This is a genomic window from Kitasatospora sp. CMC57 (assembly GCF_045866025.2).
Taxonomy (GTDB): domain Bacteria; phylum Actinomycetota; class Actinomycetes; order Streptomycetales; family Streptomycetaceae; genus Kitasatospora.
Map to the genome: position 1 here is coordinate 6,692,741 of NZ_AP035881.2, position 19,469 is coordinate 6,712,209.

General features: G+C 72.5%; 12 protein-coding genes and 2 pseudogenes. 6 read left to right on the top strand and 8 right to left on the bottom strand.

Going from position 1 to position 19,469, the window contains the following annotated elements:
- Positions 1 to 157 precede the first annotated feature (157 nt).
- A complete protein-coding gene (locus ACKUU6_RS30115) occupies positions 158 to 1,186 on the top strand; it encodes a helix-turn-helix transcriptional regulator (RefSeq protein ID WP_407991718.1) in 1,029 nt (342 codons plus the stop codon).
- A gap of 19 nt (positions 1,187 to 1,205) precedes the next feature.
- On the opposite strand, the gene ACKUU6_RS30120 is transcribed toward ACKUU6_RS30115, so the two are convergent.
- Genes ACKUU6_RS30120 through ACKUU6_RS30135 form a run of 4 tightly spaced genes read right to left on the bottom strand, consistent with a single transcriptional unit; the run spans position 1,206 to position 7,217 of the window.
- Positions 1,206 to 1,817: a LysE family translocator gene (locus ACKUU6_RS30120; protein WP_407991719.1), complete on the bottom strand. Its 612-nt coding sequence runs from the start codon at positions 1,815 to 1,817 to the stop codon at positions 1,206 to 1,208.
- Complete coding sequence (locus ACKUU6_RS30125; protein WP_407991720.1) at positions 1,811 to 2,554, bottom strand: thioesterase II family protein; 744 nt, start codon at positions 2,552 to 2,554, stop codon at positions 1,811 to 1,813. Before ACKUU6_RS30125 ends, ACKUU6_RS30120 begins: the two co-directional genes overlap by 7 nt.
- A 5-nt stretch (positions 2,555 to 2,559) precedes the next feature.
- Positions 2,560 to 2,829 carry an acyl carrier protein gene (locus tag ACKUU6_RS30130; protein WP_407991721.1) on the bottom strand — a complete coding sequence of 90 codons (270 nt, stop codon included), beginning with the start codon at positions 2,827 to 2,829 and terminating at the stop codon, positions 2,560 to 2,562.
- A complete protein-coding gene (locus ACKUU6_RS30135) occupies positions 2,826 to 7,217 on the bottom strand; it encodes a non-ribosomal peptide synthetase (RefSeq protein WP_407991722.1) in 4,392 nt (1,463 codons plus the stop codon). The genes ACKUU6_RS30130 and ACKUU6_RS30135 overlap by 4 nt, the downstream gene beginning before the upstream one ends.
- A 178-nt stretch (positions 7,218 to 7,395) precedes the next feature.
- Here ACKUU6_RS30135 and ACKUU6_RS30140 point away from each other — a divergent pair, with 178 nt between their 5' ends.
- The 4 genes from ACKUU6_RS30140 to ACKUU6_RS30155 all read left to right on the top strand — a co-directional run bounded on the left by ACKUU6_RS30140 (position 7,396) and on the right by ACKUU6_RS30155 (position 13,335).
- Positions 7,396 to 9,732: an FHA domain-containing protein gene (locus ACKUU6_RS30140; protein WP_407991723.1), complete on the top strand. Its 2,337-nt coding sequence runs from the start codon at positions 7,396 to 7,398 to the stop codon at positions 9,730 to 9,732.
- A 5-nt stretch (positions 9,733 to 9,737) separates the two neighbouring features.
- Positions 9,738 to 10,247 carry a hypothetical protein gene (locus ACKUU6_RS30145; RefSeq protein WP_407991724.1) on the top strand — a complete coding sequence of 170 codons (510 nt, stop codon included), beginning with the start codon at positions 9,738 to 9,740 and terminating at the stop codon, positions 10,245 to 10,247.
- The gene (locus ACKUU6_RS30150) at positions 10,244 to 11,224 is read left to right on the top strand and encodes a serine/threonine-protein kinase (protein ID WP_407991725.1); all 981 of its coding nucleotides are present in this window, start codon (positions 10,244 to 10,246) and stop codon (positions 11,222 to 11,224) included. Before ACKUU6_RS30145 ends, ACKUU6_RS30150 begins: the two co-directional genes overlap by 4 nt.
- A gap of 320 nt (positions 11,225 to 11,544) precedes the next feature.
- On the top strand, positions 11,545 to 13,335 hold the full coding sequence (locus ACKUU6_RS30155) for a PIG-L family deacetylase (RefSeq protein ID WP_407992281.1): 1,791 nt from the start codon (positions 11,545 to 11,547) through the stop codon (positions 13,333 to 13,335).
- A gap of 54 nt (positions 13,336 to 13,389) precedes the next feature.
- Here ACKUU6_RS30155 and ACKUU6_RS30160 read toward each other — a convergent pair whose 3' ends face one another.
- Complete coding sequence (locus ACKUU6_RS30160) at positions 13,390 to 14,691, bottom strand: streptophobe family protein (RefSeq protein WP_407991726.1); 1,302 nt, start codon at positions 14,689 to 14,691, stop codon at positions 13,390 to 13,392.
- Positions 14,692 to 15,146: 455 nt separating this feature from the next.
- On the opposite strand from ACKUU6_RS30160, the gene ACKUU6_RS30165 reads away from it, so the two are divergent.
- On the top strand, positions 15,147 to 16,166 hold the full coding sequence (locus ACKUU6_RS30165; protein WP_407991727.1) for a DUF6777 domain-containing protein: 1,020 nt from the start codon (positions 15,147 to 15,149) through the stop codon (positions 16,164 to 16,166).
- A gap of 50 nt (positions 16,167 to 16,216) precedes the next feature.
- Here ACKUU6_RS30165 and ACKUU6_RS30170 read toward each other — a convergent pair.
- The 3 genes and pseudogenes from ACKUU6_RS30170 to ACKUU6_RS30180 all read right to left on the bottom strand — a co-directional run.
- Positions 16,217 to 16,939, bottom strand: a pseudogene (locus ACKUU6_RS30170) (putative Ig domain-containing protein); the annotation flags it as partial.
- A gap of 201 nt (positions 16,940 to 17,140) precedes the next feature.
- Positions 17,141 to 17,758 (bottom strand): annotated as a pseudogene (locus ACKUU6_RS30175) (S1 family peptidase); the annotation flags it as partial.
- Between the two features lie 225 nt (positions 17,759 to 17,983).
- Complete coding sequence (locus ACKUU6_RS30180) at positions 17,984 to 19,072, bottom strand: hypothetical protein (protein WP_407991728.1); 1,089 nt, start codon at positions 19,070 to 19,072, stop codon at positions 17,984 to 17,986.
- Positions 19,073 to 19,469 lie beyond the last annotated feature (397 nt).

Here is a 19,469-nt window from a genome sequence, read left to right on the forward strand (position 1 = left end):
TACTCCTGAATTGCCCAGCGGATCAACCAGGTTGACCACCAGCGGGAACACAGGAGAGCACGATGGAAGAGGTCCGCCGGTAGTACGTTCCCTGACACTGGCCCGGAATGCCGAGGGACAGTCGTGTTCCGGCCGCCGGAATGAGGAGTGGGGAATGGTGACGAACAGCTCTGCGGGCGAGCCGGCCCGGCAGGAGAGCGCCGGACCGCTGCTCTATCGGTGGCTGCGGGAGAACGACTCGCGCAGCCCCGCCGAGGCGGCGCCCGCACTCGGACTGGACCCGAGGGAGGCCGCCTCGGCCTGGGCCGAGCTGCGCGCGCTGCGGTTGGTCCGGCCGGGCTCGGCGATCGGGGAGACGGACGTGGTCGAGCCGGAGACCGCGTTGCTCGGTCTGCTCGGCACCCTGCGGCAGAAGCGGGCCGTACTCAGCTCGCACTGCCAGGAGTTGACCTCGATCGTCAGCGCCACCGAATCCCTGCTGGAGCGGTACCGGCCGGCCGCCGCCCGGCTGACCGAGCGGGTCGAGGTGGAGGTGGTGACCGGCCTCCGCAACCAGCAGCGGGTGCTGCGCGACTTCGCCGACCTGCCCCGGGCGCAGAGCCGTACCCTGCACGCGGACACGGTGCCGTCGCGGACCATGAGCCAGAGCCTGGGCAGCTTCCTGACCGAGAAGGGCCGGATGGTCCGGCGCGGGGTCACCGTCCGGGCGATCTACCCGCAGGGCTTCAACTCGGCGCGCTGGCAGTGCAAATACCTGGCCGAAGTACGGCGGGTCGGGGTGGAGCTGCGGCTCGCCCCGCAGGTCCCGTGCAGCCTGGTGATCGGTGACCTGGACGTCGCCCTGCTGCCGCCCCGGCCCGACCAACCCGAGGACCCGCTGATCGTGATCCGCGGCGCCGCGCTGGTGCGGACGTACGCCGCCCTCTACGACGACCACTGGCTGCGGGCCTTCCCGTACGCCGGGCCCGCCGAGGTGGCAGGAGGCCCCGAGGGCGACTGGCTGACCGAGCAGCACCGGACCTCGCTCCGGCTGCTGGCCAACGGGCTGACGGACGAACGGATCGCCCGGTCGATGGGCGTCTCCGTCCGCACCGTCAGCCGGCTGGTGTCCGAGGTGACCCGGAACCTCGGCGCGCACAGCCGCTTCCAGGCCGGGGTGCTGGCCCGGGCGCGCGGGCTGGTCTGAACGCCGCGTCAGTACCGGTCTAGTGCTGCAACGCCAGCCGGACGCCGAAGGCGATCAGCAGCGCTCCGGTGGACCGCTCGATCCGCTGCCGGACGGCCGGGCGGCGCAGGAAAGCGCCGAACCGGTCCACCGTCACGGTGTAGAGCGAGAACCAGAGCAGGTACAGCAGCACGAAGACGGCGGACAGTTGCAGGGCACTGCCCAGGGTGTGCCGGGTGTCGGGCAGGAACTGCGGCAGGAAGGTGACGAAGAACAGCGCCACCTTGGGGTTGAGCGCGTTCGACAGGAAGCCCTGCCGTAGGCACCGGGTCCGGGAGAGCGAGCGGTCCTGGTCGACACCGTCGCTCTCCTGGCCGCGCCTGCGGGCGCTGCGCAGCGTGGCGATACCCATCCAGACCAGGTAGACGGTGCCGGCCACCTTGAGCACGGTGAAGGCCGTGACCGAGGCCAGCAGCAGGGCCGAGACGCCCAGTGAGGCCGCGCTGACGTGGACGCTCAGGCCGAGCATGCCGCCGGTCATGGTTAACAGCCCGGCGGACCGGCCGCCGACCAGGGCGTTGCGGGTGATCAACGCCTGGTCGGGGCCCGGGATCATGATCAGCAGCAGCGCCGCCACCGCGAAGGTCAGCACGCGGCCGCCTCCACCGTCCGCAGCACGGCGGCCCGTTGCCGCTCGCGGAAGTAGAAGTGCCCGCCGGGGAAGGTGCGTTGCTGCACCGGCCCCACGGTGGTGTGCTCGACCCAGGCCGCCAACTGCTCGGCGGACACCACGTCCTGCTGCCCACCGAGCACCGTGATCGGCACCGGCAACGGTGGCCGAGGTTCCCAGCTGTAGGTCTCCACGATCTGATAGTCGGCCCGGACACAGACCGCCGTCAACCGGCGCAACTCGGCGTTGGCGAGCACCTCCTCGGGGATGCCGCCGTGCAGCCGGGCCACCTCGGTCAGCAGCTCCTCGTCGGGCAGCCGGTGCAGGCGGGTGCGCTGCCGGGGCAGGTGCGGCGCCGGATGGCTGGAGAGGATCAGCCGCTCGGGCAGCGGCCGCCCGGCCGCGTAGAGGGCCTGCGCCAGCTCGTACGCCACCAGGGCGCCGAGGCTGTGTCCGAAGAACACGTACGGCGGGGCCGGGTCGAGGCCGGCCAGCAGGGAGCGGACCAGTTCGGCCATCGAGGTGTGCGGCGGATCCGCCAAGCGGGAGCCCCGGCCCGGCAGTTGGACCGCGCAGACGGCCACCTTGCGCAGGTCGCGGGCCCACCGGACGTACTCGGCGGCCGAACCGCCGCCGTGCGGAAGGCAGTAGAGCGTCCGGGCGTCCGGGTCGGCACCCGGTGCGCGGATCGCCCAGCGGGGTACGGACGGTGCGTCCATTGCGATCACCCGGCCGTCGCGGGCTCGGTGGGGACGCCGAGGGCGGTACCGCCGAGATGGGCCGCCAGCCCTTCGACGGTCGGGTGCTCGAAGATCTCCCCGGGCCGGATCTCCCGCCCGAGGTGCGCGGTCAGGTCGGCGCTCAGCACCAGCGTGGTGGCCGAGTCGACCCCGAGCTGTTCCAGCGGGAGGTCCGTACCGATCTGCTCGGGCGTCACGTCGAGCAGGTCCGCCAGGTACTCCCGTAGCCATTCGGTCAGTTGCTGCCGGGTCATGCCGTCTCCTCGCTTCCGGCGGGGCCGGTGTCCGGCCGGTCGTCCAGGGGTGCGGCCGGGCCGAGGAGCGGCTCCAGCCAGCTGTCGAGTGCGGCCACGGTGGGGTGCTGCAGGATGACGCCGACCGGGACCTCGGCGCCCAGGGCCCGGTGCAGCGCCGCCGAGATCCGGGCGGCGAGCAGCGAGTCGCCGCCGGCCTCCAGGAAGTCGTCCGCCAGGTCCACCTGGCTAAGGCCGAGCACCGTGCGGTAGATCTCCACGATCTTCACCTGACGGTCCGTCACCGGAGGCCGTGCGGCCCTACTGCGGCCGGTCCTGCGGACCCCGGCCTTGGCGAGGGCACCGCGGTCCACCTTGCCGGTGCGGCTGAGCGGCAGCCGGTCCAGGGCGAGCAGCCGGGTCGGGACCATGTGCTTGGGCAGCCGCTCGGCGGTGTACTCGCGCAGTGCCTCGCGGTCGAACCGACGGGTGGTCAGCGGTCCCTGGGCGGCGATCACGTCGAAGCCGACCGAGGCCGGGCCGTCCTCGGGCCTGGTCAGCACCGTGCTCCCGGCGAAGCCGGTAACGGTGAGCAGATCCGCCCACTGCCCGCGGTCGAGCAACGGGTGCCCCCAGCCGCGGAGTTCGGTGTCCTCGTAGCCGTCGAAACCCTGCTGGAGGCCCATGGTGAGGTCGAACCACGGGTGGAAGGCGGTCTGTTCGACCATCAGCAGGGTGCCGCCGGGTGCCAGCACCGAGCGCAGGGTCTCCAGCCCGGGCCCGATCCGGCGGATGTCGTGCAACACGCTCGCCGCGATCACCAGATCGGCCGACAGGCCCTCGTGGCCCTGGAGTTCGGGCGCCTGGTCGAGGTTGAACAGGCCGGGGCGGAGGAAGGCGTGGTCACCGAAGACCTCGGTGGCCCGGTCGGTGAAGTACGGCGAGATGTCGGTGAAGAGGTAGTCCGTGCGGTCGGCAGGCAGCAGCGGCAGCAGGTGCCGGGTCAGGGTGCCGTACCCGCCGCCGACCTCCAGGACACGCATCGGGCGGTCCTCGGGCCAGTCGGCCACCAGGCGGCGGACGGCCTCGGTGGCCACGGCGTAGGCCGGCCCGAAGAGCCGGGCGTAGACCTCGGGGGTGCGGTCGGAGGCGTACAGCTCGGCGGAGTGCACGGACTGGGTGAGGATGTCCGCCAGGCCGCCGGCCAGCGACAGCATCCAGTCGATCAGGTCCTCCGGGACCTCCAGCGTGGCGTGCAGGGCCGCCCGGGCGTCCGCGGCCACCTGGTCGGAAATCAGGGCGGGGAAGGTCCTGGCCACCTCCGGTCCGTCGGGCGTGTGCCGCAGCAGGCCCTGCTCGGTCAGCACGCCGACGGCGCGGGCCAGCCAGCGTTCGTAGCGCGGGGCCACCCCGGCGGCCAGGGCCGCGGCCGGGTCGAAGCGTTCGCCCGGCGTGTGCGGCAGGCCGAGGGCACGGAAGGCGGCGGCCGCCGCCGCCACGTACACCTGGTTCAACGCGGCCCACGCGCTGCGCAGTTCGGCGCTGCCAGGGCCGGGGGCGGGCAGCAGAGCGGCGGAGTGCAGGGCCCGGCGACAGCGTTCGGTCTCCGCCGGGTCGGCCGTACCGGTCACCAGCAGCGAGCCGTCCGCGCGGTCGGGCACCACGAAGCCGAGCAGTTTGGCGCCGCCACCCTCGTCCACGGACTTCACCACCACCGCGGACTCCACGCCGGGGTGTCGGCCGAGCACCGCCTCGATCTCGCCGCACTCGATCCGGTGCCCGCCGATCTTGACCTGACCGTCCCGGCGGCCGAGGAACTGCAGCACCCCGTCCGGGAGATAGCGCCCGAAGTCGCCGGTCCGGTACAGCCGCGCCCCGGTGACCGGGTGCCGGACGAAGCTCGCGGCGGTCCGCTCGGGATCGCGCCAGTAGCCCCGGGCCAGGCCGGTGCCCTCGATGTACAGCTCGCCGGGCACCCAGACCGGGCAGTCCCGCAGCTCGGCGTCGAGGACGTGGAAGGCCTGGTTCCGCAGCGGCCTGCCGTACGGGATGCTCGGGGCGTCCGGGTCCACCTGGTCGGCGGGGTGCCAGTTGGACCAGATCGACGCCTCGGTGGCGCCGCCGAGGCTGATCACCCGGGCGTCCGGCCAGAGCGCGAGGATACGGTCGGGCAGGTCTAGCGGTATCCAGTCGCCGCTGAGCAGCACCAGCCGCAGGGCGGGCGGGACACGGTCGGCCTGCTCCAGGTGCTCGACCAGCATCTGCATCTGGGCGGGCACCGAGTTCCAGACGGTGACGCCGTGACGGTCCATCAGCTCGGCCCAGTGGGCAGGTTCACGGCGCTGGTCCTCGTCGGGGAGGACGAGGGCCGCGCCGGCCGCCGTGCTGCCGAAGAGGTCGTACACCGAGAGGTCGAAGCCGAGGTCGGCCAGCCCGAACAGCCGGTCCTGCGGGCCGACTCCGAACCGTTCGTTGATGTCCAGCACGGTGTTCAGCGCGGCGTGGTGCTCGATCATCACGCCCTTGGGGCGGCCGGTGGAGCCCGAGGTGTAGAGCACGTAGGCGAGGTCGGTGGGCTCCGCCCGCGCGAGCGGTACGGCGCCGGCCGGTCCGTCGGAGTGCAGCCGGGGGAGGTCGGCCGGCCAGTCCAGCTGCCGGTCCAGTGCCCGGTCGGTGACCACGGCGAGCGCCTCGCCGCTCTCGAACAGCTCCTCGCGCCGCCGGGTCGGCAGGGTCGGGCCGACCGGCAGGTAGGCGGCCGAGGCCAGCAGCACGCCGTACGCGGCCGCGACCTGGTCCGGGCCCTTGGGCAGCGTGACGGCGACCAGCCGGTCGCGCAGCGGCCCGGCGGCGAGCCCGGCGACGCCCTCGGCTACTGCGGCCGCCCGGTCGGCGAGTTCGCGGTAGCTGACCGAGCCGCCGCCGTGCAGCACGGCGGGCCGGTCGGGGTGGGCGGCGGCGCCCCGGAACAGGGCCTCGTGCAGCAGCCCGCCGGGCGCCTCGCCCGAGGTGTCGTTGGCGCGCTCCCTGACCTCCAGCTGATGGGCCGGCAGCGGGACGTCGAGGCCCTCGTCCCAGGCGGCCGGCTCCGCGAGCCGCCGTACCAGCCCGCAGTAGGCGGCGAACATGTCGTCGAGCACGCCCTCGGGGAACAGCTCCTCGACGGCGTCCCAGGTCAGGTCCAGCGAACCGGTGACGTCCAGCACCTGATGGTCCAGCCAGATCTGCGGGGTCTGGCTCAGCCGGTAGCTGATGTCGCCGAAGTACTCCATCGGCCCCGAGGCGTCGGAGACCGTGCCGAGCCCGCTGGTGAACACCACCGGCATACCCTCGAAACCGGTCTGCAGGCCACGGCGGCGGCGCTCCCGCAGGGTGTGCAGCGCGCTGACGTAGCGGTGCCGCAGGTCCTGCTGCAGCTGGGTCTGGGTGCGGGTGGCCAGTTCGGTCAGCGGCAGGTCGCCGGTGGTGTCCATCTCCAGCAGGCAGATCGAGGTGAAGTCGCCCACCACGCGCCGGAGATGAGGATGGACGGTGCGGTGGCCGCGCTCGTTCTCGGCGAGCAGCAGCGGCAGCCGGTTGAAGACGGTGAGGTTCAGGCTGAACCTCGGGGTGCCGCTCCAGGCCGCCAGCACCTCGGCGAACACGGTGGCCAGCACGGCGGTCGGGGTGAGACCGCGCTGCTCGGCGAGCTGCTGGAAGCGCTGCCACTCGGTCGGCGGCAGGTGGTACTCGCGGTGCGTGAAGCGGGGCTTGTGGATCTGCGCCGGCGGCCTGGCGAGCGGGAGTTCGGGCGGCGGCGCGAGCGTCTCGGCGCGGGAGGCCCAGTAGTCCAGCGAGCGCTTGTAGCGCGGCGCGTCGGTCCCGGCCTCCAGCGCCAGCACGTAGTCCCGGAAGGTCACGTCGACCGGCGGTAGCCGCACCGCCTCGTCCTGGCAGAGCGCGCTCCACTCGGTGAAGAGCAGTGTGATGCTGGCCAGATCCACCATCAGCAGGTCCAGGCTGACGTGCAGTCGATCGTGCTCGGCCAGCCGGCTGATCCTGATGTCGAACAGCGGCCACTCGGCCGGGTCGTGGACCCGCTCCGACATCTCGGCCCGGGTGGCGGCCAGCCGCTCGGCCCGTACGGCGGGTGGAGCCGCCGACAGGTCCTCGAAGCCGACCTCGAACGGCGGCGCCTCGGGCAGCACCCGCTGGCGTCCCTCCTTGTCGACCACCGCCCTGAGCATCGGGTGCCGCTCCAGCAGTCGGCGCCAGCTCCGGGTGAGCAGCGCCGGGTCGAGCCGCCTGCCCTCCAGCTCGAAGTAGGCATGCGGAGCGACGTTCCCGAGCACGAAGTTGGGCCCGCGGCCGACCCAGTACGCGTACTGGATCTCGGTCAGGGGGAAGGCGGCATGAGCGTCGGCAGTCATCGGTGGCACGCCTCCGGATCGGGACGGGTCGGGGAGGGAACCAGTCAAACAACCCCGGAGCGGGCGCAACAACGCCTCGAACCTGCCGGAACGCGCCATGGCCCGATCACGCCAACCGAACGTGACGCCACCGGCTCTCGCCAGGCTCCCGGCGAGGCCCGGGCCTAGCATCGTTGGTATGGGAGAGCCACAGGTGGCGCCCTTCGCGCCGCAGCTCGTACTGGAGACGGACGGCGACTCGCAGGTGATGAGCCCGAGCCGCACCTACCACGTCGGCCGGGACCCCACGGGTGAGATCGTGCTGACCGACCCCCGAGTGTCCTGGCACCACGCGGTGCTGCACGCCGACGGTGACCACTGGACCCTGGACGACACCGGTTCCACCAACGGCACCTGGGCGTACGGCCACCGGGTCAGCCACCTGGACCTCGGCCCGGGCAGCACCGTCCGGTTCGGCAGCGCCGAGGACGGCCCGGCCGCGACGCTGAGCGCGCTGCCCGAGGCGCCCGCCACGGCCAGGGCGCCGTCCGCGCTGACCATGCTCACCGGCTCCTACCGGCCACCCACCCGGGTCCGCCCCCTGCCCACCAGGGTGATCAGGATCGGCCGGGCCACCGACAACGACCTGGTGCTGGCCGACCTCTCGGTCTCCCGCCACCACGCCGAACTCCGCGCCCGCCTCGACGGTCGGTACGAGATCACCGACCTGGACAGCCACAACGGCACGTACCTGAACGGCAGCCCGGTGCGGACCGCCCCGGTCGGGCCCGAGGACCTGGTCGGCATCGGACACTCGATGTTCTGCCTGGTCGGCGACACGCTGCAGGAGTTCGTCGACACGGGCGACATCGACCTGAACGTCGAGAACCTGGTGGTCGAGGTCGGCGAGGGCAGGGTGCTGCTCGACCAGGTGACCTTCCCGGTCGGCCAGAAGTGCCTGCTGGCCGTCGCGGGCCCGAGCGGCGCCGGCAAGTCCACCTTGCTGAACGCCCTGACCGGCCTGCGGCCCGCCGACCGGGGCACCGTGCGCTACGACGGCCGCGACCTGTACCGCGACTACGCCGAGTTGCGCCGGAGGATCGGCCTGGTGCCGCAGGACGACATCCTGCACACCCAGCTCACCGTCCGCCGCGCGCTGCGCTACGCCGCCGAACTGCGCTTCCCCGGCGACACCGAGCCTGCCGAGCGGGCCGCCAGGGTGGAGGAGGTGATCACCGAACTCGGCCTGGAACAGCGCGCCGACCAGGTGATCTCCAGCCTCTCCGGCGGCCAGCGCAAGCGGGTCAGCGTCGCGCTGGAACTGCTCACCAAACCCTCGCTGCTCTTCCTGGACGAGCCCACCTCCGGCCTGGACCCCGGCATGGACCGGTCGGTGATGCACATGCTGCGTGACCTGGCCGACGACGGACGCACCGTCATCGTGGTCACCCACAGCGTGCTCAGCCTCGACCTCTGCGACCGGCTGCTGCTGCTCGCCCCCGGCGGGAAGATCGCCTTCTACGGACCACCGGGGGAGACCTTGGAATTCGTCGGCTTCGGCCAGTGGCCGGAAGCCTTCGAGGCGTTCGAGAACGACCGGGCCCGCGACTGGGCCGGTCAGTACCGCGACTCGGACGCGCACCGCAGGTACATCGCCGACGCGATGGCCCGCCCGGCCCGGCCGGCCCCGGCCGCCGTCGCCCCGGTGCCGGTCCGGCCGCCGCAGGGCTGGTGGTCCCAACTGGGCACCCTGGTCCGCCGCTACGCCACCGCGCTGACCGCCGACCGGACCTTCCTGGCCGTCATGATCGCGCTGCCGTTCGTGATGGGCGCGATGGCCCGGGCCCTGGCCGGCAGCACGCTGACCCAGGAGACCGCGCTCAACGGCCTGCTGATCCTCTGCGTCGGCGGCGTGCTGACCGGCGCCGCCAACGCCGTCCGGGAGCTGGTGAAGGAGCGCACCATCTACCAGCGGGAGAGAGCCGTCGGCCTGTCCAGATCCGCCTACCTCTGGTCGAAGATCGTCGTCCTCGGCACCATCACGGTCACCCAGGCGGTGGTGCTCACCATGGTCGGCCTGGCCGGGGTGAAACTCCGTCCGCAGGGTGGCGGCGGGGTGGTGCTGCCACCGCTGGTGGAGATCACCATCGCGGTCGCGATGCTGTCCTTCACCGCGATGATGCTCGGCCTGCTGATCTCCGCCCTCGTGAAGAAGGAGGAGGTGACCATGCCGCTGCTGGTGCTGCTCGCCATCGTCCAGGTGGTGTTCTGCGGTGCGCTGCTCCAGCTGAACGGTGTCCTGGTGCTCAACCAGCTCTCCTGGCTGATCCCGTCCCGCTGGGCCCTGGCGGCGATGGCGGCCAGCATCGACCTCGGCCAGGTGGTGCCGGGCAAGCTCACCCAGGACCCGCTGTTCGAGCACAGCCTCGGCATCTGGCTGCTCGACCTCGGCGTGCTCGCGGCGCTCTCGCTGCTGTTCGGCCTGCTGGTCGCCCGGCTGCTGCGCCGGCACGAGCCGGCCGTGATGCGCGGGTAGCGGCGATGACGAGCCCGTACGAGTTCCGGCCGACGCATGTCGTGCCCGAGGGCGGGCTGCCGACCTGGGACAGCCCCGACCCGGCCCGGCAGTCCGCCCGGCTGGACCCGCTGCTGCCGGTGATGCTGACCGAGACCAGCGGTGACTGGGCCCGGGTGGTCTGCTCCAACGCCTGGTCCGCCTGGGTGGACGGCCGGCTGCTGATCAGCCTGCCGCACCGCCCGCCCGGCACCGCCGAGCCGCTGGCCACCACCGCCGACCCCCGGGCGCTGCTCGCCGCGCTGGAGTCGGCGCTGGGCACCTACCGGCGGCTGGTGGAGGACTACGCCGACGGGCGGATCGACCTGGAGGCCTTCCGCAGCCGCAGCGCCGGTCTGCGGATCGGTGCCGTGGTCGACGGTCCGGCCGCCTGGCTGCTCGACCTCGACCGGGGCCGCTGGTACTACTGCGAGGGCGCCCAGCTGCAGACGTTCGCCACCGTGGAGCCGGCCGACAGCGGGCGGAGCCCGGGGTGAGCACCACCGCGCCGTCCGACCTGACCGGGCGCCAGCTCGGCAACTACCGGCTGGGCAAGGTGATCGGGCGCGGCGGGATGGCCGTCGTGCACCAGGCGGAGGACCTGCGGCTGGGCCGGATCGTCGCGGTCAAGCTGCTCGCCCCCGAACTGGCCCGCAACGAGGTCTTCCGGCAGCGCTTCGCCCGCGAGTCCAAGGTCGCCGCCGCGATCGACCACCCGCACATCGTCCCCGTGTACGACGCCGGGGAGGCGGAGGGCGTGCTCTACATCGCGATGCGCTACGTCCAGGGTCGGGACCTGCGCGCCCTGCTCGACCGGCAGGGCCCGTTGACGGTCCGCCAGGCGCTGCGGATCACCGCCCAGGTGGCCTCCGCACTGGACGCCGCGCACGCCCACGACCTGGTCCACCGGGACGTCAAGCCCGGCAACATCCTGGTCGCCGAGGGGACCGACAGCGACCACCCCGAACACGTCTACCTGACCGACTTCGGCCTCACCAAGAAGTCCCTCTCCTTGACCGGCCTGACCACGGTCGGCCAGTTCGTCGGCACCCTCGACTACGTCGCACCCGAGCAGATCTCCGGCAAGCCGGTGGACGGCCGCTGCGATGTCTACAGCCTCGCCTGCGTGGTGTACGAGGAGCTCACCGGCGCACCGCCGTTCCGCCGCGACGACGACCTGGCGCTGCTCTGGGCCCACCTGAACGACCCCGTACCGCCGATCGTCGCCCTCCGCCCAGACCTGCCGGCCGCGATCGACGAGGTCTTGGCCAGGGGGTTGGCCAAGACCCCGGACCAGCGCTTCGACAGCTGCCTCGCGCTGGTCGCCGCACTGCGGGCGGCCGGTACGGAGCCGGCCGCTCCGTCGGCCGGCGTTCCGACCCCGACGGAGGTCGTCCCGGTGGTTTCACTGCCCGAACCGGTGCCCGCTCCGCCCGCCTGGGCCTGGCCGGTCTTCGAGACGGGTGAGCGCTGAACGGTTCGTCCGTCCCGGCGGCGACGGCCGCGCGAGGCAGCGGGGCCGACATCGCGGCGCAGGGCTGCGTTCCCGGCTTCACTGTGTGGCGGCAGCTCCTCGATAACGGAGGATCTGTGTACGAAGTGTGTTTGAAGGGGGGAATATCAGGCGATCATATGAGATGTCGGCCCGTGCCTCAAGATCTCCGATCTCGGTAGAGCGACTCTCCTCCCGCCCGGGCTGCACCCCCGTCATCCGAGACTCCGGAATGCCCGGCCGCCCTCGGAGCACCGGACGACCGCACCGGGTGGACGCAGTGAGGAACGTGAACCGTGATCATGCAGGTGGTGGCACACCCGGACGACGACATCTTGTTCATGAACCCGGACCTGGCGGCGGCGGCCGGCTCCGGGGCATCGATGGTCACCGTGTTCCTCACGGCGGGAAACAGGACGGGCGACCCCTGCCCGTCGATCTGCTTCGACGCCGCCGGAGACCCGGGACGGACCCGTCAACGTCAGCTCGGCGTCCTCAACGCCCAGTCGCGCATGGCCGGCGTCAGCGACAGCAGTCCCGGCACTGACGAGTACGCGCGCTGGGACGCCGAGTTGTGGACCCTCAACGCCCGTCCCGTCGAGAAGTACACCCTGCGCGAGCGGCCGGGTGTGCAGCTGATCTTCGTGAACCTGCACGACTCCGGTCTCGCGGCCATCCGGGCCGGCGGCACCGACACGGCCGTCGTCCCGCAGGGCAGCCTGCTGCCACCGGGGACGACCTACACCGCCGCCGCAGTGGTCGAACTGCTCCGCCTGCTGCTGGACGCCTACCGGCCCGCCGTGCTCCGGGTCCATGACGAGTTCCCCGACCAGCGGTACACGGAGGACCACCCCGACCACGTGGCGGCCGCGCAGTTCGTCGCGGATGCCGTACTCCTGCACCCGTACGACGTGGTCCAGGTGAACTACCGGGACTACAACATCGAGAGCTGCCCGGCGAACCTGGAGCCGACGGCGGCGAGCGGCAAGCTCGGCATCTTCGCCGAGTACCAGAGCCATGACCACTCCACCGGGAATTACCACTCCGAGTGGCTGTCCCGGATGTACTACCGCTGGTCCCGGGGCACGTCCTGGGCCGGGCTGAACCAGGACGGGAGACCCCAGGTGTTCGTGGTGCGCAACGGCGCACCGGACACCTACTGGCGGACACTGCAAGGGACTTGGGCCGGGCCGCTCCGGTTCTCCGATCCGGGGGGCCGGCTGGCTCCGGCCCTGGCGGTGGGGATGAACCAGGACGGCCGGATGGAGCTGTTCGCCCGCAGGCTGACCGACCACCACATCGTCTCCCTGCCGCAGAACACCCCGAACGGAGGCTGGCGGACCACCTGGACCGACCACGGCAACCCGAACCAGGGCAGCGGCTACGAGGCCCAGGTCGGCATGCCGGTGGTGGCCGCCGACCAGGACGGGCGGCTGGAGATGTTCGTCAAGAACGCGGGCGGCGGCCTCAGCCACAAGTGGCAGACCTCGATCAACGGCTCGTGGAGCGCAGGTTGGGCCGACATGGGCGGCAGCGACCTGCAGGATCCGGTGACCGCGGTCCGCAACGGCGAAGGTCGGATCGAGGTGTTCGGCAGTACCCGGACCAGCATCCTGGGCTGGTGGCAGGGCGCACCGAACGGGACCTTCGCCGGTCCCGGTCCGATCCCCAACGCTCAGCCCGCCAGCCCGCCCAAAGCGGCAGTGGGCCAGTCCGGTCGCATCGACCTCGCCTACCGGGAGGTCGGGACCGGGATGATGCTGGTCAGTTACCAGAACCAGGTGGGCGGAGCGTGGAACGCGTCACCGATCAACACCGGCGGTCACGGCGGCGTCGGCGAGCCGGCCGCCGCGACGGTCAACGGCCAGGTGGTGCTGTTCGAGCGGAACCGGACCACCGGTGTGAGCGTGGTGGCCAGGACCGGACCGAACGGGTCGTACGGCGCCTGGCAGGATCTCGGCGGCACGATGGTGGACGGCCCGGCGGCCGTCGTGGACGGCGCTTCGGTGATCCACGTGTTCGCCATCAGCACGGACGGCAGGATCTACTTCCGGACGGGGACCACAACCCTCGGAAGCTGGCAGGCCCTCTGACGGCTGCGCGGGCCGGTTCGCGGCCCGGCCGGTCCAGGCTGTCCTGAGCCGGAGTCAGGTGCTCCGCCCTGACTCCGGGGCGGCCGAGGTGGGGGCCGTCGGGCGGGACCGGAGGGGACGCGCGGCGAGGGCGCCGAGCAGGCCTGCCAGGCCGCCCCAGGCGGCTGCGAGAGGGACGGAGCGCAGGAGGTCCGGGGAGAGGGAGAGGCCGCCGCCCGCCGCGTCGAAGCCGAGCAGGGAGAGGCCGACCTCGGCGGAGATCCGGGTCAGCAGGCCGATCAGCACCATCGCGAGGGCCAGGGCGGCCGCCAGCTGGGCGGCGTACCGCCAGAGCGGCAGGTCGGGCGGCGAGTGCAGGGCCGCGCCCAGACCGGTCAGCAGCAACAGGAGCGCGACCAGCGCCGCGAGCAGCCAGGCCCGGCCGTCCTGCGCGGCCAGGGTGCCGAGGTCGAGCGTGACGTCCCGGTGGTCCGAGGTGCGCAGGACGTCGGTCAGCAGGTGGGGCACCGGCAGGCCCAGATCGCCGCCGGCCGAGCCGTGCCAGGACGCGCCGAAGCCCACGCCGAGGGCCAGCCAGGCCAGGTTCGGCAGGGCGAGCAGGAGGACGGCGAGGGTCCGGCGCGGATGCCCGTCCACGGTGGCCGAGACCAGCCCGGCCAGCAGGCCGAGCACCACCGTGCAGAGCAGCAGGGTGAGCACCGCGTGGGCGGCGGGCCGGACGGCCGCCCGGTACCGCAGCAGCCTCGGCGGCAGCGGCGCGCCACGGGCGGTCACCAGGGTCAGCAGCAGCACCAGGGCGAGCCAGAGCAGGCCCAGGCCGAGGGTCGGGAGCAGGCCGGTGCGGAAGCCGGCGGTCGGCGCCGCGTCGAAGGCCGCGCCGAGTTCGTCCGCCAGAGGGTCGCCGGTCCTGATGGTGAAGCTGTGCTGGGCCAGCGGCCGGAGCAGGAGCAGCAGGGCGAGCCAGAGCACCGCCGTCCGGGCCGCCCGGCCGGCCAGCTCACCCGGCGTCGCGACCGCCCGCAGGCGCAGCGGGCGCAGGAAGAGCCGGGCGAGGGCCAGCGCGCCGAGCAGGGTCACCGAGAGCGGCAGGGCGGAGAGGTCACCGTGTGCCTCGGCCAGGAAGGCGGCGCCGCCGGTGAGTTGGACCGGGACACCGACCGCCATCAGAACGGTCGCCGCGACCACGGCGGGTAACGCCGACCCCGGCAGGTCATCCGCACCGGCCAGCCAGAGGCCCGCGGTGGCGAGCGCGGCCATCGCCAGCAGGGTGACGACAGTGGCGAGCAGGGCGTCCGCCCAGGGGCCGAGGACGGTGGCCGCCCGGCCGGGCCCGGCGGCGGTTTCGGTCGGCAGCATGGCGCCTCCTGGCGGACGTGCGGTGCCGTGGTCGCGTCACTCCAGCTTGGGCCACCCGGCGGACTCCGGCGAGCCACCGGGTGCGGGCGTCGGAACAATGGGGCAGCGGGGGAGACCAGTTGTGGAGGTAGGCCTTGAGTTCCCAACCGCCGTCCGATCCGCCGCCGCCCGACCCCTCGGCGGGGCGGCCGTCCGGACCACCGTCCCACCCGCCGTCCGGCCCGCCGTCGGTGCCGCCGAGTGGCTCTCCCACCCCGACTGCCGGGCGGCCGACCGTGAGCGGAGGTGCGTCCGGTCCACCGTCCGGCCCGCTCTCCGGGTCCTCCGGGGCCGGGGCGCCGGCTGCCGGTTCCAGTGGTGCCGGAGAGACCGTTGCCGGGTCGGCAGGTGCGGGCTCGGTCGGTGGTGGCGCGGCGGGCGGCGGAGCGCAGCCGCCCGGCGGCGGCCGGACCTTGGTGACGGCCTCCGGCGGACGGCCGCCCCGGCCGTGGTGGCGCAAGCCCAAGATGCTCGCGCTGCTGACCGGCGTGGTGGTGGCGGCCGCCGTGCTGACCGTGGTGCTCACGACGCAGGGGCACCATGACTCCGGCACCAAGACCGAGGCCGCCCCGCAGGTGGCCCTGCAGCCGGTCGCGGCCCAGGGGCCCGACCCGTTCACCGGTTCGGTCGCGGTCGGGACGACCGCCTCGGCGGCGTCGGCCTCGGTGGGCAGCGCCTCGGCGACCGGCACCGACGGACGTCCCGTGCAGGGATCGGATCCCGGCCTGTACGGCGGCAGCCAGCAGGTCGCCAGCTGCGACGTGCCGCGCCTGATCGAGTTCCTGAACGCCAACCCGGACAAGGCCAAGGCCTGGGCGACGGTGGAGGGGATCGATCCGGCGGCGATCGGCGACTACCTCCGTTCGCTCACCTCGGTGGTGCTGCGGGTCGACACCCGGGTGACCAACCACGGCTTCGCCAACGGCGTCGCCACGCCGTACCAGGCCGTGCTGCAGAGCGGCAGCGCCGTGCTGATCGACGCCCGAGGGGTGCCCCGGGTGCGCTGCGCCTGCGGGAACCCGCTGCTGCCGCCCGTGCTGTCGGCGACCCCGCCGGCCTACTCGGGCACGCCGTGGCCGGGCTTCAAGGAGCAGAACGTGGTGGCGGTGAGCCCGGCGCCTTCGCCGCTCAAGGACCTCGTGGTGGTCGACCCGTCGAGCGGGCAGTCGTACTCCCACCAGGTGAGCGGTTCACCCTCGGTCCCGCCCTCGGGCTCGCGGTCCGGCTCGGCCCCGGCGTCCGGCCCGGCGTCCGGCTCCGCGCCCGGGTCCGCCCCGGCCTCAGGACCGGCGTCGGGACCGGCATCCGGGCCCGGGTCCGCCAGCAAGGGCGGCTCCTCGGCCCCGTCCGCCGGTACGTCCTCGGGGGCACTCCTCGGCAGTGGCTCGAAGTCGGCCGACACGGGGCCGTCAGGTGAGGCGGACGCAAGTCCGTAGGGGGTCGAGTGGGGAAGCGCCCGGCGGCCGCTGCCGCCGGGCGCCCCGGGTCAGCTGGTCTGGACGGCGGTGTCGTCGATCACGAAGCTGGTCTTCAGCGACGAGTCCTCGACACCGTTGAACTTGAGGGTGACGGACTGGCCCGCGTACGAGGAGAGGTCGACGGTCTTCTGGGCGTAGCCGGTGTTCTTGTCGACGTTCGAGTACGTGGCGACGGTCGTGCCGTTGGCGGTGACGGTCAGTTTGTCGTAGGCGGTGCTGCCGGTCTCCGCCGTGTCGATGTGCAGCCAGTAGCTCAGGGTGGCCCGGCAGCCGGCGGGGATGGTGACGGTCTGGGCGGCGCTGTCGGTGTGGGCGGAGCCGTAGCCGTTCAGCCAGGCCTTCCAGGAGCCGGTGTGGGCGGGCTGGGAGGTGCCGTTGTCCACGACGCCGGAGGTGGTGGTCCACGGGGCGGCGGTGCCGGTCTCGAAGCCCGCGTTGCCGAGCAGCTGGGCCGGGGTGCAGGTGCCGCCCCCGCCGGCGACCATCCAGCTGAAGGCGGTGCTGCCGGTCTTGTTGGCGGCGTCCTTGGCGGTCACGGTCACGTTGTACGTGCCGGTGGCCGTCGCGGTGCCGGTGATCTTGCCGGTGGAGCTGATCGAGAGGCCGGTCGGCAGGCCGGTGGCGGTGAAGGTCAGCGGTGCGGTGCCGCCGGTGGCGCTGATCTGCAGGTCGGCCGAGCCGTTCAGCGCGGTGGTCTGGCTGCCCGGGTTGGTCACCGAGACGCTGGTGCCGGCCGGCTTGGTGAGCAGGCAGCCGCTGAGGCTCAGGTCGATGGCGCGGTTGGTGCCGAGGCAGGTGGTGAACCAGTAGGTCTCCTGGCCGTAGCTCTGGCCCTTGGTGACCGTGGTGGTGCCGTCGGCCGCCACCTCGCAGGGGTTGTTGAGCGTGCACATCGCGCCGTCGTCGTTACCGGTGTTGTTGATGCCGACGACCCGCCTGCTGGTGGCGTCGACGATGGGCGAGCCCGAGGTGCCGTGGGTGGTGTTGCAGCCGGAGCTGTACCGGATCGAGTCGTGCCAGGTCCAGGCGTCCTCGCGGAGGGTGTCCACGAAGCCGTTGATGGAGCAGTTCCAGGTCTGCTTCCAGTAGCCCGAAGGTATGAACATCGACGAGCCGTCGACCGGGTGGGTGTCGTTGATGGTCAGCGCGGTGGCGCCGAACTTGCTGGTGATCGACCCGAAGGTGTCGGTCAGTTGGTACAGCGCGACATCGGTGCCGGTCATGGTCGCGTACAGCACCTTGTCGGCCTGCACGGTTCCCAGCGAGGAGCCGGCGGCGTTGAGCAGGGTGCCGGAGCGGCTGGCGGTGGTGTTCTGGATCACCTGGCCGGCGCTCGGCATGGTCGGCAGACAGTGGCCGTTGGTGAGCATCAGCGCCCGGTCGGTGTCGACCGAGGAGGGGTAACGCACCAGGGACGCCGAGCAGTTGCTCAGCGCGATGGTGGACGTCAGATCGCCTGCCTGGACCGCCTGTGCGGGCGAGACGGCTGACGTCAGCAGGCCCGCGACGACTGCGGCGGTGCCGAGTGCGGCGGTAAGTCCCTTGAGCATGGGTCTCCTTGTGGGGGATCGCCCGGCGCGCAACCGGTTGGAACGCCCAGGCCGGAGAAAGCTGCCATGCCCGCATCAAGGAGGTCAACTGTTCAGACAGAATTGGCTGTTGAGCCGGGCCCGTTGACCGGCGCGCCGCCGGGGGTGGCCGGCGGGTGGATCGTCGACGCACCGGTCGACGGATCACCGCGCCTCCGGCCCCCCGGGGTTGACCGGGGCTCGGGCTCAGATGGGCTGCCGGGGACGGCGGTCGGCCGGGCGGCTCGGCGGAATGGGGGCGGCGGGGAAGTCGCGCGGTCCGGTCCAGAGCGCCGGTACGGCGTCGGTACGGCGGGCGAGTTCGTGCGCCAGGGACTCGTAGTTGACCCGCCAGCCCCGGAAGTGCGGCCACGCCTCGGAGGCCGCCCGCTCGCCGGTGATGCCGCCTGCGGTGACCAGGGCGACGGCCGCGTCGAACTCCTCGTAGGTCAGCCGGATCGGGCCGTCCGGATGCGGGTCCGGGTCGAAGGCGATCCGCTGGGTCCTGGCGATGTCGCGCAGTGCGGTGAAGCCGGCCCGCAGCACCAGGCGGGCCTCGGGCGGGGCGGACTTCGGACAGAGGGCGAGCTGCAGGGCGGCCGCGTCCATCACCGCGATCAGGCCCACCACCCAGCTGCGGTGCGGCTGCGGGGAGCGGAAGGAGAGCAGGACGGGGTAGTTGGAGTGGCCCTCGCCGACGTCGGCGGCCAGCCGCTCCCAGTCGCGGTAGAGCTGCGGCAGCGCGGTCTCGGTGTCCACCAGCGACTGGCGGGCCAGGAGCTCGGGGCCCCAGGCGGGCTCGCCCGCCCGGGACTGCAGGAGGGTGACCTCCACCTCGCGCCGGTTGTAGGCCCCGTACAGGGTGGGCAGGTAGCCGATCAGCAGGGCGATCACCAGCGGTCCGGTGGCGGCGGCCAGGAAGTCCAGGGCCGAGAGGTGCAGGCGCTCACCGCTCGCGAAGCCGAGGGTGAACAGGCTCGAACCGGCCTCCCGGAACGAGACCGACCAGTCCAGCAGGGAGAAGCCGTGCAGTAGCAGGGTGTAGGCGATCAGCATCCCGAACAGCCAGGTGGTCAGCATGCCGAGCAGCATCAGCGGGGCCAGCCAGGTCTGCACCCGGTCCTGCACGTGGTAGCCGCCGAACGGAGAGATCGCGCGGAGCGTGGCCCGCAGGACCGCCCAGAGCCGGTTGACGAGCGCGGAGTAGAGGCCGCGGGGCACCACCAGGGTGCGCAGGATGCTGGCGACGGTGACGAGCAGGACCAGGGATCCCGCGATGGCGTAGATCGTTCTCATGCCGATCATTGTGGCGTCGGGTTGACGCTCAGACACACGCTGTGGCGAAGATCGTCCGCTGGCTGAAACGTTATGGACGACTTCCCCGCTCTGAGCTGCGGTTATCGTCGCGGGGGCGGTCGGCCGGGGCGGGGAGGCGGTCGGCGGGCGAAGTCGAAGCGGTGATGATGGATCGTAGGTTTCATTGACTGTTTGCCATGGATTCATCTGCTGACTAGGGCTCGCGGCGCTGGAATCTCCGCACGCAGAGATCGCGCTGTGCGACGGATCCGGCGAAATACCCGCTGGTCGGCAACGAATTCCGAAGCCTTTCGGCCGTTGACGGGGCGCGGTCTGCCCGCTTCCATGGCGATCCGGGAGCGACAACGTCTATCGCCAACCTCAGCCTTCTGGAGGA